The sequence below is a fragment of the Pseudomonas sp. 3HC3 genome, assembly GCF_044904505.1.
In the GTDB taxonomy this organism is placed as follows: domain Bacteria; phylum Pseudomonadota; class Gammaproteobacteria; order Pseudomonadales; family Pseudomonadaceae; genus Aquipseudomonas; species Aquipseudomonas putida_Y.
The window spans coordinates 57710-72479 of sequence record NZ_JADDRH010000015.1 but is presented as its reverse complement, the minus strand read 5'-3'; the positions used below and the strand labels follow the sequence as shown (position 1 = coordinate 72479).

Below are 14770 nucleotides of genomic sequence, written 5' to 3'. Positions count from 1 at the left end.
GCGGGCTGATTGTCCGGGGTTTGCTGGCTAGGATGAGTGGACCTTTTCCTTTGCAGGCAGGAGCCGGCCAATGAATTTCAACCAACTGCTCGACGCCGTGCGGGCCAACCCGGATTCCGTCAGCATTCCGCCCAGCTGGGCTCAGGGGCGCGCAGCCTTTGGCGGCCTGATGGCGGCCATGGTGTACGAAGCCATGCGCCTTAGGCTCTGCGACAGCCGCCCGGTACGCTCATTGGCCATCAGCTTCGTGGCACCAGCGGCTGCGGATGTGCCCATCCGCTTCGAGGTGGAGGTCTTGCGCGAAGGCAAGGCGGTTAGCACGTTGCTGGGCCGCGCTGTTCAGGATGGCCAAGTGGTGACCTTGGTGCAGGGCAATTTCGGTGCGGGCCGGCCTTCGGTGGTGGAAGTGCCGGCGTTACCTGCCGTTGAAATGCCTGCGCTCGACGCGGCGGCCCCGGAGTTGCCCTATATCAAAGGCGTTACCCCTGAGTTCATGCGGCATGTTGCCCTGCGCTGGGCGGTAGGTGGGCTTCCGTTCAGTGGCAATAAGTCGCGCAAGATGGGCGGCTGGGTGCGTTTGCGGGATGTGGCTGACGAGCCGGTGAACGAGGCGCACTTGCTGGCGTTGGTCGATGCCTGGCCACCCAGCCTTATGCCGTTTCTCAAGCAGCCCGCTGCGGGCAGTACGCTGACCTGGACCATTGAGTTCATCCAGCCTACGGCGAAGCTGTCGACCCTGGATTGGTGCCGATACTGCGTGGAGACCGAGCATGCGCGGGATGGCTATGGGCATGCTGCTGCGGCATTGTGGACAGCGCAGGGCGAGTTGTTGGCCTTGAGCCGGCAGACCGTCACCGTTTTCGCCTGATCCTTACCAGGCTGCTCACAGGAGCGCTCCGGCAACTGACTCAGTGTCGGTGCTTGTGCCGCTCCCGCCAGGCCCTCCACCAGGCCCCGCTCACCACAAAGCGCGGAAAGGTGATGAACTGCTCGGTCAGTAAGCGCTGCACGGCATCCTGGCGGTTGGCGAACGGTTCGGGCTGCTTGGCTTCAAGGCGGTGGCCTTGGCGCTGCAGGCCCAGTGCGGCGATCAGGGCAATCACGCCCACCGCGATCTGGCCGAGGTCGAAACCGAAGAGTCCGGACAGCACCAGTAGTGCCCCCAAAATGAACAAAGGAACGGCAATCAGGTGCAGCACCAGGTTGGCCGGGTGGCGGTGATTATGGTGGTAGCCGCGCCATTGCCAGGCGGGAAGATTGGGCAGGCGTTTGCTCATGGGGATTTCCTCTCGGTCATGCCCAAAGCTTAGTGCGGCCCCCAGGCGGGGGCCAATCGAACCTGGCTATGGTGACTATAGCTTGAGCTGGCCAATGGCCTTGTTCAGTTCGCCGGCCAGGGTCGCCAGTTCGCTGCTGGTGGTCGCCGAGCCGACCGTCTGCTGCACGGTCCGCTCGGTGACATCGCGGATGCTGACCACCGCGCGGTTCATTTCCTCGGCTACCTGGCTTTGCTGCTCGGCCGCTACAGCGATCTGGGTATTGCTCTCGCGCATCTGTGCCACGGCACCGGTAATTTCAGCCAGCGCCTCGCCGGCCTCCTGAGCCTGACGCACGCAGTCGTCGGCCTTGTACGAGCTTTCCTGCATGAACTCCACCGCATCACGGGTGCCCGACTGCAGGGCCGAAACCATGGTGGTGATCTCATCCGTGGAGGTTTGCACGCGTTTGGCCAGGTTGCGCACTTCATCGGCCACCACGGCAAAGCCGCGGCCCAGGTCGCCGGCGCGCGCGGCTTCGATGGCAGCGTTGAGTGCCAGCAAGTTGGTCTGTTCGGCAATACTGTGGATCACACTGACGACACCGTTGATCTTCTGGCTGTCCTCGGCCAACTGGCGAATCATTTCGGCAGTTTGCTGCACGCCACTGGAAAGCCCGGAAATCGAATCCTGCACTCGGCTGACCACCGCTTGGCCGCTGCCTGCCAAGGTGTCCGCGGTTTGTGACAAATCGCGGGTGGCACCGGCGTGTTGGGCAATGTGGTGCACGGTCGCCGACATTTCGTTGATGGCAGTGGCGGCCTGGTCGGTTTCACTCTGCTGGCCGAGCATGCCATGGCGCACGTCACTCATGCTGGCGGCCAGGCGTGCAGCGCCCGAGTCCAGCTGTGCTGCGCTTTGGGCGACGGTGCTGACCACGCGGTGGTAGGTGGACTGCATGGCGTTGAAGGCCCCGGCCATCTGGCCGACCTCGTCGCCACTGGCCAGCGGTACGCGGGCCGACAAGTCACCGGTTTTTTCCACGTGCAGCATCACGTCCTTGAGGGTGTTGAGCTGGCTGAGCAGGAAGCGGATCAGCAGTTGGGAGGCACCGAGCATGGCCAGCATCAGGATCAGTACACACACCGCGTAGTTGCTGAAGCGATCGAAGAATACCTGGCGCAGACTGGGGGACTGAGCCAGCACAGCCAACTGCTGGTCGCCGTTGCGCAGCACCTGAGCGCCACGCAGCGGGTTTTCACCGAGGATCCAGGCGCTTGGCAGTTCTACCCAGCCATTGGCATTGCGCAGGGCATCGAGCGCTTCTCCGGCGAAGGTTGGTGTTTGCCCCGTTTGCCAACTGATGACATTGGCCGGGCGTGGCAGTGCTTGCCCGGCTGGCCAGGCGGCCAGCAACTGGGCTTGCGCGGCCGCTTGGGCCTGAGCCGCCTCGGCACGTGCGCGTTGCTCCAGGTGCACGGCATACAGCACCAGCAGCAAGGTGGTGACAAAGGCCACTGCGTTGACGGCCCAGAACTTGTACTTCAGGGAAACATTGCTAAGCCAGGCACCCATGGGCAGGTCTTCTCTGAGTTGAGCGGAAACAATATTGGCAAGGTGCCATCATTGTGCCCGCATCCTCCACGGGATTTGTTGATGCATATCAACGGCGTTCACCCACCCCGCAGAAACCCGCAAGAATCAGGGGAGCTGGAAAAAATCGCGCGCCGTTGCCGTGGTATGCGCTGCCGTATGCTCGGCTGACTCACCGCGATGTGAGGCCACCTCGCGCAGTACTTCCGGCAAGAACGCCGGCTCGTTGCGCCCGCTTTTGGGCTTGGGCCGCAAGCTGCGCGGCAGCAGGTAGGGCGCGTCGCTTTCCAGCATCAGCCGGCCTTGAGGAATGTTGCCTACCAGCGGGTGCAGGTGAGTGCCGCGGCGTTCGTCGCAGATCCAGCCGGTAATGCCGATATGCAGGTCCAGGTCCAGGTAGGCGAACAGCGCCTCGCGCTCACCGGTAAAGCAGTGCACCACTGCGCCCGACAGGTGGTCGCGGTACTCCCTGAGAATCGCCAACAAGCGCTCGCTGGCATCGCGCTCGTGCAGGAACACCGGCAGGCGCAGCTCCGCAGCTAGTGTCAGCTGGGCTTCCAGGGCTTTTTCCTGGAGCGGGCGAGGGGAAAAGTCGCGGTTGAAATCCAGGCCGCATTCGCCCACAGCGCGTACGCGCGGTTCACTCAACAACAGTCGCAGCTGGCGCTCGCTGTCGGCATCCCAGGCCTTGGCATCGTGTGGGTGTACGCCGGCCGTGGCGAACAGGTGCGCGCCGCTGGCATCCAGTTGTTGGCACAGCTCCAGCGCTTGTTCGCTGACCGCCAGGCTGGTGCCTGTCAGTAGCATTTGCGTAACGCCGGCCTCCAGTGCGCGCTCGACAACGGCTGCCTGTTGGTCGTGAAAGCTGCTGTTGGTCAGGTTGACGCCGATATCGATCAGTTGCATGGTGCTATCTCGTGCCGCGGGGCGGCCAGCATAGCAAAAACCGGGTTTTTCTGAAAAAGCCAAGAACTTCATGCTGTTGCCGTGGTCTTTTACCGTCGTTTATCACTTGGCGGTGCAACCCATGGATGCCGCTCACCGACCACGGACACGTTTTCGCATGCTGCGATGCTGGCTCATTTTCCTGCTGATGCTCGGGGTGACCTTTACCGGCATCGCCCAGGCGCGTTCGCCGGGCCCACAGCAGCACATACCGCCGGCCAAGGTACGTGACCTGCCGCAGATTCGCACCAGCAAAGTACTGCGAGTGCTGGTCAACCAGAGCCGCAACAGCTCCGGTGAGGTCAAGGGCGAGCCAGTCGGCATAGAGTATTATCGCCTGCGTGCCCTGGAGCATTTCCTCAATGCTCGTACCGCCGACGACCAGCAGATCCAGCTAACGCTCATCCCGCGAGCCAAGGAGCAGTTGCTGGGCGCTCTGGCCCGCGGCGAGGGTGATCTGGCTGCCCCGGGCGAGCTGCTTGACCCCACGACGGTGGGCGCTGTCAGCAGCAGTGCGCCGATACTCGACCAGGTGCCGCTGACGCTGGTCGGGCGCAAAGGCGAGCGAAGTTTCAGCAAGGTCGAACAGCTGTCAGGGCGTACCGTCGCCTTGACCAGCGCCAGTGCCGCCGGGCCGCTGATCCAGCAGGTCAACCAGCAACTGGCACTGCGCAAGCGGCCGCCGATCAAAGTGGAGTGGGTCGATTCGACGCTGGCAGTGGAGGATGTGCTGGAGATGGTACAGGCTGGCATCTACCACCTGACCGTGGTCGAGCAGCCCATTGCCCGGCGTTGGGCCCGGGTTATGCCGCGCCTGCGCCTGGACAGCCGGGTGCGCCTGGGGCCGCCACAAGCGATGCGCTGGTATGTAGGGCATGATGCGCCGCAATTGTTAGCCGCAGTCGATCACTTTCTGCAAGGTTACCGCGCGCCAGACAACCAGGATGCGGCGTTCGAGCGTATCTACCGCCGCCAGTACCGGGTACACAACCCGCTGGCCAGCAAAGGCCGCCAGCGTCTGGCCTCGGTACGGGCAGTGTTGCAGAAACACGGCCAGGCGCAACAGATCGACTGGCTCAACCTGGCTGCGCTGGCCTTCAAGGAGTCGACGCTCAACCCGGCTGCCCGCGGCACTGGCGGTGCCCATGGCCTGATGCAGATTACCCCCGCAGCGGCCCAACGGGTGGGGGTGAGCAATACCGCGACGGTAGATGGCAATGTCCTGGCCAGTGCCCGCTACCTGGCGCTTATCCGGCGCAAGTTTTTTGCCAGTGCCAAGATCAATGAGCGTGAGCGCATGGCCTTTGTGCTGGCAGCCTACAACCTTGGCCCCGAGCGGGTTCAGGCCATGCGCGCAGAGGCCCGACGGCGAGGGCTCAACGGTAACCAGTGGTTCTTCCAGACCGAGCGTATCGCCATGGAGCAGGTGGGGATGGGACCGGTCAATTTCGTCAATAGCATCAACAAGTACTACCTGGCGTTCAACCGCGAACGCACAGCACTGGAGCGCGTAGCGAAGCGTTAACAATCGATTATATCGATTGTTATGTTGGGTTTTTTGCGATTTTCATATCTATCTAATTGATTATGATGGCGCCCATCCCAACACAACTGCTTCGCTTCAAGGACGCTTCCACATGAACAACACTACCCTCAACGCACTGTTCTCTACTCGTGCTGGCGCAGGCCTAAGCGTTATCCGCATCCTGGTCGGCATCATCTTCATGGCCCATGGTGCGCAAAAACTCTTCGGCCTGTTCGGTGGCTACGGCCTGGAAGGCACCGGCCAGTGGATGGAAAGCATCGGCCTGGCGCCGGGTTATCTGATGGCCTTGCTGTCCGGCAGTGCCGAATTCTTCGGTGGCCTGGCCTTGGTGGTCGGCCTGCTGGCTCGCCCGGCGGCCCTGGCGCTGACGGTGACCTTGATAGTGGCGATCGTTTCGGTGCACATCGGCAACGGCCTGTTCATGTCCAACAACGGCTATGAGTTCGCCCTGGCGCTGTTGGCCGGCACTGTTGCAGTCATGATCGAGGGCGCCGGCCGCTTTTCGCTCGACCGCCTGATCGCCCGCTAATCACCTGTATGCTGCGAGCAACGAGCCGCAGGCAAGCGCGGGCCAATACTCGGCTTGTTCTTGCTTGCGGCTTGTAGCTTGCAACTTGGGGCTCATCGCTCTAGCATACCGCCTGCGCCGATTTAAACAGCTACTTGCGGGGCGCAGGAAAGCCCCACCTCCGGGCCGTCCGAAATACCGCTAAAGCGCTGGTTCGGTGACGCCTCCCACCGCTGCCCAGCGGGATTCGCGAGGCGGAGAGAAGCTCCATGAGTTGCCCACGTACCAGTGTCTGTTTGAGCCCTTTGCCTGCCAGCCAGGCGTCCCGCACACCGCGCATCCTGCTCGGCGGCCGGCATCAGCCCACTCTATTGCGTCATCTTGAAGGCCTGTCACGGCGTAAAGGCCAGGCGCGTGCCTTTCTGATCCAGTTCGCCGATAGCGGCTGCCACCTCGCGCAGTATGGCAATGACCGTTTCGATCTGGCTGTGATTCAGGCGCCGGCGCCGGACGAGGCCGCCGAAGTCATAGGGCATCTCACCCGCATCGCGCGTCAAGGCCTGATAACCCGCCGCTGAGGAGTGCGCTATTGAGCACCAATATCATCACCACAGAAGGCCATGAGGCGCTGAAGAAAGAGCTGGACCACCTGTGGCGGGTGTATCGCCCGGAAATCACCCAAAAGGTTGCCTGGGCGGCGTCGTTGGGTGACCGCAGCGAGAATGCGGACTACCAGTACAACAAGAAGCTGCTGCGCGAAATCGACCGCCGGGTGCGATACCTGCGCAAGCGTCTTGAAGATGTGAAAGTAGTGGCCTATTCGCCTGAGCAGGAAGGCAAAGTTTTTTTCGGTGCCTGGGTAGAGATCGAGAACGACGAGGGCGAGACCATGAAGTTTCGCATTGTCGGCTATGACGAGATCTACGGGCGCAACGATTACATCTCGATCGATTCGCCCATGGCTCGCGCCTTGCTGAAGAAGGAGGAGGGTGATGAGGTGGTGGTGCATACACCTACCGGTGAGGCAACCTGGTATGTGAGCAGCATCAGTTATGGCCAGGGCGTTTCGACGGGCTGACTGGGCCCGTCTTGCGCCAGCCTGAGGCATGTGCTGTCCCTGCAGACGATCTCCCAGGCCTCAAGCCTCGCGCAACACCGCCAGCGGGCTGGCATTCAACGCCCGCCGCGTTCCCAGCACCCCCGCACCACCCACCAGCAGCGCCCCCGCCAGCGGCAACACCAGCAGCCACGGGTGCGGGCTCCACTGCAAGTCGAAGGCATAGCGGTACAGCACCCAGGTAATCAGTTCGCAGCCCACGGCCGCCAATAGCCCGCTGGCCGCACCCAGCAGGCCGAACTCGATGCGCCGGGCCTTGACCAGCAAGGGCCGCGCCGCGCCCAGTGCACGCAGCAGTGCGCCTTGGCGAATACGCTCGTCCAGCGTGGCCTGCAAGCCAGCGAACAGCACGGCCAGCCCGGCGGCCAGCACGAACAGCAGCACATACTCCACCGCCAGGGTGACCTGGGCGAGGATGCTGCGCAGTTGGTCGAGCAAGGCATCCACCTGCAGGATGGTCACCGCCGGAAACGCCCGTGACAGCGCCACTACATCCAGGTCATGCCCCGGAGCCAGATAGAAGCTGGTCAGGTAAGTGGTTGGCAGCCCCTGCAGCGTGCCGGGCTGGAAGATCATGTAGAAGTTCGGCTGGAAGCTGTCCCAATGCACGTTGCGCAAGCTGCTCACGCGGGCCTGGCGTTGCTGGCCGCCAATATCGAACGTCAGCAGGTCGCCCATTTGCAGTTTCAGGCTGCTGGCCAGTTGCGCTTCCACCGAAACCCCGGGGATGTCGTTGTCGGCTGGCAAGGCTTGCCACCAGCTGCCGGCGCTCAACACATTGCCTTCGGGCAACTCGGCGGCCCAGGTCAGGCTGAGGTCGCGCTGCACGGCGCGCTCGCCTGCCGAGTCCTTGCTGACCACCTGCTGTACCGGTCTTTCGTTGATTTGCACCAGGCGCCCGGGTGTCACCGGGTACAGCGGTGCCGAAGCGGCATTGACCTGGTGCAGGCGTTGAGCGAACAACTCTCGGTCATCCGGCAGGATGTTCAGGGCAAAGTGATTAGGCGCATCCTTGGGGAGCTGTGCTTGCCAGGTATCGAGCAGCTCTGCGCGCAGCAGGGCGACCAGGGCCATGGCCAGCAGTATCAGGCCGAAGGCCAGGGCCTGGCCTGCCGCAGCCATGGGGTGGCGTAATAGCTGGCCCAGCCCCAGGCGCCAGGTGAGTGGCGCCCCGGCCAGCAGCTGGCGCAGGCTGCGCAAACCGAGCAACAGCAAGCCGCCAAGCAGAAGCGCAGCGACCAGGCCGCCACCGAGCAGGGCGAAGGTGAGCAGCAGGTCGAGGCTCAGGCGCCACATGATCAGGCCCAGGGCGAGCAGGGCGGCGCCGTACACCAGCCAACTGCTCGCAGGCATCGGCAGCAGGTCACGGCGCAGCACACGCAGTGGCGGCACTTGGCCCAGTGCTGCAATCGGCGGCAGGGCGAAGCCGGCCAGTGCCACCAGCCCGGTACCGATACCTGCCAGCGCTGGAATGATGCCGCCGGCGGGCACCACGCTCGGCAGCAAGCCGTGAAGCAGGCGGAACAGGCCCAACTGAGCCAGCCAGCCAAGCAAGGCACCGGCCAGGGCAGCGACCAGGCCGAGCATGGCCAGTTGCAGGCAATACAGGCCCAATGCCTGGTGGCGTGACAGGCCCAGGCAGCGCAGCAGGGCGCTGGCGTCCAGTCGGCGTTCAGCATAGCGGCTGGCCGACAGAGCCACGGCCACACCTGCTAGTAGCACAGCCACCAGGCTGGCCATGTTCAGGTAGCGTTCGGCTTTGCCCAGTGCGCCGCCGATCTGTTGGTTGCCATCGCGGGTGTCACGCAGGCGCTGGTTGGCGGCCAGGTCTTTTTCCACGGCGTGGCGGTACTGCGCCAGCGCCTCGGCATCGCCGCGCCACAGGTCGCGGTAGGTGACCCGGCTGCCCGGCTGAATCACGCCGGTGGCTTCCAGGTCGGCCAGGTTCATCATCACGCGTGGGGTAAGGCTGTAGAAGTTGTTGGCGCGGTCCGGTTCGTAGGTAAGCACACGGCTCATGCGCAGGGTTTTCATACCCACGTCGATGCTGTCGCCGATCGCCAGCCCCAGTGCCGCCAACAGGCGAGGTTCGACCCACACTTCGCCAGGGGCAGGGCCGCCGCCGGGCGTTTCTTCGGCATAGGGTGCCGGAGCGCTGCGTACTTGCCCGCGCAATGGGTAGGCGCCGTCGGCGGCCTTTACGCTGGACAGCTGGATGCCATTGTCGCCGCCGACCACGCTGGTGAACTCGACCACGTGTGCATGGCGCAAGCCTAGTGCCTTGCCGGCATCCAGCTGTTGCTCGCGGGCCGGGGCGCTGCCCTGCAGTACCAGATCGGCGCCAAGGAACTCACTGGCGCGCAGCTGCATGGCGCCGTTGAGGCGGGCGCCGAAATAGCCGATGGCGGTGCTGGCGGCTACCGCCACCAACAGGGCAAAGAACAGCACGCGCACTTCACTGGCGCGAACATCGCGTAGCAACTGGCGCAGTGCCAGGCCACACAGGCGGGACAGCGGCATATGGCTCACCGGGCCTCCATCGGCGCCACGAGGCGGCCCGCGTCCAGGCGGATCTGGCGCCGACAGCGGCGGGCCAGGCGTTCGTCATGGGTGACCAGCACCAAGGTAGTGCCGCGCTCCTTGTTCAGCTCGAACAGCAAGTCGCTGATGCGCTCGCCGGTGTGGCTGTCGAGGTTGCCGGTGGGCTCATCGGCGAACAGCACCGCAGGCTGCGCGGCGAAGGCGCGGGCGATTGCCACGCGCTGCTGCTCGCCGCCCGACAGCTGCCGAGGTGTGTGGCTCAGGCGCTTGCCCAAGCCGACCCGTTCCAGCAAGGTACGAGCCTGTTCGCGGGCATCGCGGCGGCCGTCCAGCTCCAGTGGCAGCATGACGTTCTCCAGGGCATTGAGGCTGTCGAGCAGCTGGAACGACTGGAACACGAAGCCCACATGTTCGGCGCGCACACGGGCACGCTGGTCTTCATCCAGTGGCCCCAGGTCGTGGCCGGCGAGCATGACGTTGCCAGCACTGGGGCGGTCGAGGCCGGCGAGCAAGCCGAGCAGGGTCGACTTGCCAGAGCCGGAGGCGCCGACGATGGCCAGGCTGTCGCCTTGGGCCAGGTCGAGAGACAGTGCGTGGAGGATGGTAAGGTCTCCTTCCGCGCTGGGGACCACTTTGCTAAGGTTCTGCGCAACGAGAATGCTGGGGCTCATGGAGAATCCGATGCGAGTGTGGTGGTTGAGTGCCGGTCTGGCCCTGTATTGCCTGGCCCAGAGCGCAGCGGCAGGAACACTGCTGGTTGTTGGCGATAGTATCAGCGCCGGTTTTGGCCTGGATAGCCGCCAGGGCTGGGTGTCTCTCTTGCAGGCCCGCCTCAGGGACGAAGGTTTTGACGACAAAGTGGTCAATGCTTCGATCAGTGGCGACACCAGCGCAGGCGGCCAGGCGCGGCTGCCGGCGCTGCTTGCAGCACATAAACCGAGCCTGGTGGTGTTGGAGCTGGGCGGCAACGATGGCCTGCGCGGGCAGCCGCCTGCTCAATTGCAACAAAATCTTGCCTCGATGATCGAGCACTCGCGTCAGGCAGGGGCCAAGGTGCTGCTATTGGGCATGCGCCTGCCGCCCAATTATGGTGTGCGTTACACCACTGCTTTTGCCAAGGTGTATGAACAGCTGGCAGCGGACAAACAGGTTCCTTTGGTGCCGTTTTTCCTCGAAGGGGTAGGGGGTGTACCCGAGCTGATGCAGGCTGATGGCATCCATCCGGCCCAGGGTGCCCAGCAGCGCCTGCTGGAAAATGCCTGGCCAGCGATAAAACCCTTGCTGTGAAGCTTTAAACGGGGGCGCCTTTCGGCTAATGTTGCGCCCCCCGTTTCGAGTGCTCCAAATGCCGCGCCCTGCCTGGTCCCTGTATGCCTATCAACTGATCGAGCCCGACGAACAGCTCGACTTGTTCGCCTGCCAGGAAATCCGCGTCCACCTCGTGGCCCGCCAGCTTGAGCTGGGTGTGCCGGTCGACCGTACCTTGTGCGGCGGCCTGCTGCCAGCGCAGCCGCGCTGGTCGGGGGTGCCGCGATCCATCTACCGTGATGGCCGGCTGTGTGAACTATGCCGTGCCATCCTCGATGCCCAGCGACGCGGCATGCGTCCGGTGTGGCCAGAGCTGCACGGCAGCTGAACGACAGGCGCCTTTCATCATCTGAAACGCTTGCAGCGTGCCAATGCCTCCCGCTTGCATCGGCGCGGGTGTACAATCGATTCTCTTGACCCACCTTTCGAAGGATTTACCGGATGTTGCCGCGCTTTCCTGCAGTCACCCGTAGCCTGTCCCTGGCCGCCCTGTTGGTAGCGGGCCCCGCTGCTGCGCTGGAGCTGCCACTGCCACCGCCCGGTGAAGACATCGTCGGCCAGGTGCATGTGATCAAGGCAAAGTACGAGGACACGTTCGCCGATATCGGCACCGCAAACGACCTCGGCTACCTGGAAATGATCGCCGCCAACCCGGGCGTAGACCCTTGGCTGCCGGGCGCCGGCACCGAGATCATCCTGCCGACCCGTTTCGTCCTGCCGCCGGGCCCGCGCGAAGGCATCGTCATCAACCTGGCCGAGTACCGTTTGTACTACTTCCCTAAGGGGCAGAGCGTGGTGTACACCTTCCCGCTGGGTATTGGCCGCGAGGGGTGGGGGTCGCCGATCGCCAATACCAGGATCACCGCCAAGACGCCGAACCCGACCTGGACGCCGCCCGCTTCGATTCGCAAAGAGCACGCAGCGGACGGTGACATCCTGCCGACTGTGGTGCCGGCTGGCCCGGACAACCCGCTGGGGCCGTTCAAGTTCACCTTGGGCGTGCCAGGCTACCTGATCCATGGTTCGAACAAGAAGTTCGGCATTGGCATGCGCACCAGTCACGGCTGCTTCCGCATGTTCAACAATAACGTGCTTGAACTGTCGAAGATGGTGCCGGTGGGGACTCCGGTGCGCATCATCAACGAGCCTTACAAGTTCGGTATCAGTGGCGGCAAGGTCTATCTTGAGGCACACACGCCGCTGGATGACCAGGGTAACCCGTCAGTTGTTGACAAACACACCGCCGTTATCAATACCTTGCTCAAGCGCGAAGACCTGGCCAATAACCTACGCATGAACTGGGACATGGTGCGTGACGTGGTGGCCGCAGAAGATGGTATGCCGGTAGAAATTGCCGTGCCGGTGGAAAACCAGGGCGGCGCACCGATGGTTACGAGCATTCCGCCCGAACTGCAGTAAGGTAATTTCGACACGCCTAGGCCTGCCTTAGTGCAGGCCTTTTCGTACCTGCTGGCCGCGTTTTTGGTTTCAAAGGCAATAAAAAAGCCGACCCACAAGTGGGTCGGCTTCTTAACAATCCGTGAGGATTATTACTTGCGGCTGGCTTTGTCCAGCATACGCAGGGCGCGCTCGTTGGCTTCGTCAGCGGTCTGCTGAGCCTTCTGAGCGGCTGCCATTGCGTCGTCAGCCTTACGGTAGGCTTCGTCAGCACGAGCTTGAGCGCGAGCTGCTGCGTCTTCAGTCGCAGTCAGACGAGCTTCGGTTTCTTTGGATACGCTGCTGCAACCGGTAGCCAGAACTGCGGCCAGAGCCAGAGCAGAGAATTTCAGAACGTTGTTCATCGTGTTCCCCTTCAAGGACTTTCTATTAAAGAGCCATCTCTCAGGAAAGAGAAACTGGCCGGCGTACATAGTACCCATTACTTGTAGTAAGTAAACTGACAGAGCGCAAGAACTGCAAAAAAAATGTTGCTTGACCCCGCGCCGACAAGATTTGCGACGTGTCTGTGAAAAAAATGTGCAGGCTTCGCAAGCGGTTGTAGCGCAGGAACTTTTTTGTTGAACTAAGGGTGACTTTAACTGTCGATCAGCGTCTTAAGCGCTAGAGCATCCGGTAGCTGTTGGGCTGGCTTGGGAAAGTCACGCCGGGTGGCGTTTTGATCATTTTTAACCGCCACCACCTTGAGCAATCCCGCTTGCGGTGCCTACTATCTTGTGAGCGCCAGAGGATCCAAGCGATTACAATCGTCCAATGGTCGAAGCGGAAACAGGTGGCGTAGAGGATTCTGTGCCGGATAAACCACCATCGGTTAAGGTAAGGGTCTGCCGAGAAGACCTGCGAGGAGTAGTGATGAGTGAAGCGCTGACCATCCACCATGACCAGGCCGGTCATCAGTTCGAGACCAACGTGGACGGTCATCGTGCCTATCTGACGTACATGGATCTGGGCAAGCAGACGCTGGACATCTATCGCACCTTCGTGCCCAACGCCCTGCGCGGCCGCGGGATTGCTGCCGCGCTGACCGAGCGCGCCCTGGAGTACGCCGAGCAGATGGGTTACACGGTGATCCCGTCTTGCTCGTATGTGGAGCGTTACATGGAGCGCCAACAGCGGCATTCGAGCAAGGCTTGAGCTGACGACTGGGCGCCAGACACAACAAAAAACGCCGGGCAATGCCCGGCGTTTTTGTTCGCGCAATATTTAGCTGCGCTTACGCTGCGGCAGCACATCCTTGAGCTTGGCATGCATGCTGCGCAGGGTTTTCTCGGTAGCCGCCCAGTCGATGCAGGCGTCCGTGATCGACACCCCGTACTGCAACTCGTCGAGGTTTTTCGGAATCGACTGGCAACCCCAGTTCAGGTGGCTTTCAACCATCAGGCCGATGATCGACTGGTTGCCTTCGAGGATCTGGTTGGCGACGTTCTCCATCACCAGCGGTTGCAAGGCCGGGTCCTTGTTGGAGTTGGCATGGCTGCAGTCGACCATGATGTTTGCCTTGATCTTGGCCTTGGCCAGGTCTTGTTCGCACAGGGCGACGCTGACCGAGTCGTAGTTCGGCTTGCCATTGCCGCCGCGCAGTACCACGTGGCCGTATGGGTTGCCCTTGGTGGTGACAATCGACACACCGCCTTCTTGGTTGATGCCCAGGAAGCGGTGCGGCTTGGACACCGACTGCAGGGCATTGATGGCAACGGTCAAGCCGCCGTCTGTACCGTTTTTGAAACCCACCGCCGAGGACAGGCCGGAGGCCATCTCGCGGTGTGTTTGCGATTCGGTGGTGCGGGCGCCGATGGCCGACCAGCTGATCAGGTCTTGCAGGTATTGCGGGGAAATCGGGTCGAGCGCTTCGGTGGCGGTCGGCAGGCCCATTTCGGCCAGGTCCAGCAGCAGCTGGCGGCCGATGTGCAGGCCGTCCTGGATCTTGAACGAGTCATCCAGGTACGGGTCGTTGATCAGGCCTTTCCAGCCGACGGTGGTGCGCGGCTTTTCGAAATACACGCGCATGACCAGATACAGCGTATCGGACACTTCTTCGGCCAGCACTTTCAGGCGCTCGGCGTATTCGTGGGCAGCCTTGATGTCGTGGATGGAGCAAGGGCCGACCACGACGAACAGGCGATGGTCCTTGCCGTCGAGAATATTGCGCACCACTTCACGGCCGGCAGTCACGGTCTGCAGGGCCTTGGCGCTGAGGGGGATTTCCTTCTTGAGCTGATCAGGGGTGATCAGGGTCTCGTTGGAGGCAACGTTCAAGTCATCGATCGGTAAATCAGCCATCGTGTTACTCGTCAGGTCACGGTGCCGGCCGCCAACTATCCCCGTGCGGCCCAGCAGCAAGAATAATCGCAGCGGGGAGCCGAACCTTAGCGCGTTACAGATGGCACGACAATGGGCTGAACCCAGTCATTGTGGGGTTTTTACCTAAGCGAGGGTGTTGCGCGTGAATGGACTGCCCAGCGCTACGTAACCTGTGTAAAAAGAGCGCTGACTATATA

The 14770-nt window shown here is 62.5% G+C and carries 16 protein-coding genes; 9 read left to right on the top strand and 7 right to left on the bottom strand.

All coding sequences use genetic code 11. The annotated features are described in order from the left end of the window. Window positions 1-70 precede the first annotated feature (70 nt). The gene (locus INQ47_RS18790) at window positions 71-868 is read left to right on the top strand and encodes an acyl-CoA thioesterase (protein WP_404702312.1); all 798 of its coding nucleotides are present in this window, start codon (window positions 71-73) and stop codon (window positions 866-868) included. Window positions 869-908: 40 nt separating this feature from the next. Here the strand turns inward: INQ47_RS18790 and INQ47_RS18785 are convergent, their stop codons facing one another. From INQ47_RS18785 to INQ47_RS18775, 3 genes are all read right to left on the bottom strand, one after another. Beyond that, on the bottom strand, window positions 909-1277 hold the full coding sequence (locus INQ47_RS18785; protein ID WP_404702311.1) for an Mpo1-like protein: 369 nt from the start codon (window positions 1275-1277) through the stop codon (window positions 909-911). Between the two features lie 75 nt (window positions 1278-1352). Then, window positions 1353-2831: a methyl-accepting chemotaxis protein gene (locus INQ47_RS18780; protein WP_103444066.1), complete on the bottom strand. Its 1479-nt coding sequence runs from the start codon at window positions 2829-2831 to the stop codon at window positions 1353-1355. A gap of 126 nt (window positions 2832-2957) precedes the next feature. Next, window positions 2958-3755: a TatD family hydrolase gene (locus INQ47_RS18775; RefSeq protein WP_021782896.1), complete on the bottom strand. Its 798-nt coding sequence runs from the start codon at window positions 3753-3755 to the stop codon at window positions 2958-2960. A 157-nt stretch (window positions 3756-3912) separates the two neighbouring features. On the opposite strand from INQ47_RS18775, the gene INQ47_RS18770 reads away from it, so the two are divergent. From INQ47_RS18770 to greB, 4 genes are all read left to right on the top strand, one after another. Then, the gene (locus INQ47_RS18770) at window positions 3913-5319 is read left to right on the top strand and encodes a transglycosylase SLT domain-containing protein (protein WP_404702310.1); all 1407 of its coding nucleotides are present in this window, start codon (window positions 3913-3915) and stop codon (window positions 5317-5319) included. 112 nt (window positions 5320-5431) lie between these two features. Continuing rightward, window positions 5432-5869 carry a DoxX family protein gene (locus INQ47_RS18765; RefSeq protein ID WP_010953281.1) on the top strand — a complete coding sequence of 146 codons (438 nt, stop codon included), beginning with the start codon at window positions 5432-5434 and terminating at the stop codon, window positions 5867-5869. A gap of 248 nt (window positions 5870-6117) precedes the next feature. Continuing rightward, window positions 6118-6426, top strand: coding sequence for a hypothetical protein (locus tag INQ47_RS18760; RefSeq protein ID WP_003250272.1), 309 nt, complete (start codon window positions 6118-6120; stop codon window positions 6424-6426). Window positions 6427-6437: 11 nt separating this feature from the next. Next, window positions 6438-6926 carry a transcription elongation factor GreB gene (gene greB, locus INQ47_RS18755; protein WP_021782892.1) on the top strand — a complete coding sequence of 163 codons (489 nt, stop codon included), beginning with the start codon at window positions 6438-6440 and terminating at the stop codon, window positions 6924-6926. A 60-nt stretch (window positions 6927-6986) separates the two neighbouring features. Here greB and INQ47_RS18750 read toward each other — a convergent pair whose 3' ends face one another. Together INQ47_RS18750 and INQ47_RS18745 are read right to left on the bottom strand one after the other, a co-directional pair. Then, entirely contained in the window at window positions 6987-9494 is a 2508-nt protein-coding gene (locus INQ47_RS18750; RefSeq protein WP_404702309.1) for an ABC transporter permease, read from the bottom strand. Then, window positions 9491-10177 (bottom strand): ABC transporter ATP-binding protein, encoded by a 687-nt coding sequence (locus INQ47_RS18745; RefSeq protein ID WP_252458293.1) that lies wholly within the window; start codon window positions 10175-10177, stop codon window positions 9491-9493. The genes INQ47_RS18750 and INQ47_RS18745 overlap by 4 nt, the downstream gene beginning before the upstream one ends. A 10-nt stretch (window positions 10178-10187) precedes the next feature. Here INQ47_RS18745 and INQ47_RS18740 point away from each other — a divergent pair, with 10 nt between their 5' ends. The 3 genes from INQ47_RS18740 (at window position 10188) to INQ47_RS18730 (ending at window position 12233) form a co-directional block, all read left to right on the top strand. Next, entirely contained in the window at window positions 10188-10793 is a 606-nt protein-coding gene (locus tag INQ47_RS18740; RefSeq protein ID WP_014591667.1) for an arylesterase, read from the top strand. Between the two features lie 58 nt (window positions 10794-10851). Continuing rightward, on the top strand, window positions 10852-11142 hold the full coding sequence (locus INQ47_RS18735) for a hypothetical protein (RefSeq protein WP_003250283.1): 291 nt from the start codon (window positions 10852-10854) through the stop codon (window positions 11140-11142). 113 nt (window positions 11143-11255) lie between these two features. Then, window positions 11256-12233 (top strand): L,D-transpeptidase family protein, encoded by a 978-nt coding sequence (locus INQ47_RS18730; RefSeq protein WP_252458291.1) that lies wholly within the window; start codon window positions 11256-11258, stop codon window positions 12231-12233. A 131-nt stretch (window positions 12234-12364) separates the two neighbouring features. Here the strand turns inward: INQ47_RS18730 and INQ47_RS18725 are convergent, their stop codons facing one another. After that, on the bottom strand, window positions 12365-12616 hold the full coding sequence (locus INQ47_RS18725; RefSeq protein WP_003250288.1) for an Lpp/OprI family alanine-zipper lipoprotein: 252 nt from the start codon (window positions 12614-12616) through the stop codon (window positions 12365-12367). A gap of 508 nt (window positions 12617-13124) precedes the next feature. On the opposite strand from INQ47_RS18725, the gene INQ47_RS18720 reads away from it, so the two are divergent. Next, window positions 13125-13406, top strand: a complete 282-nt coding sequence (locus INQ47_RS18720) for a GNAT family N-acetyltransferase (protein ID WP_003250290.1) — start codon at window positions 13125-13127, stop codon at window positions 13404-13406. Between the two features lie 69 nt (window positions 13407-13475). Here INQ47_RS18720 and INQ47_RS18715 read toward each other — a convergent pair whose 3' ends face one another. Further along, window positions 13476-14552, bottom strand: a complete 1077-nt coding sequence (locus INQ47_RS18715) for a 3-deoxy-7-phosphoheptulonate synthase (protein ID WP_252458290.1) — start codon at window positions 14550-14552, stop codon at window positions 13476-13478. Between the last annotated feature and the right edge of the window lie 218 nt (window positions 14553-14770).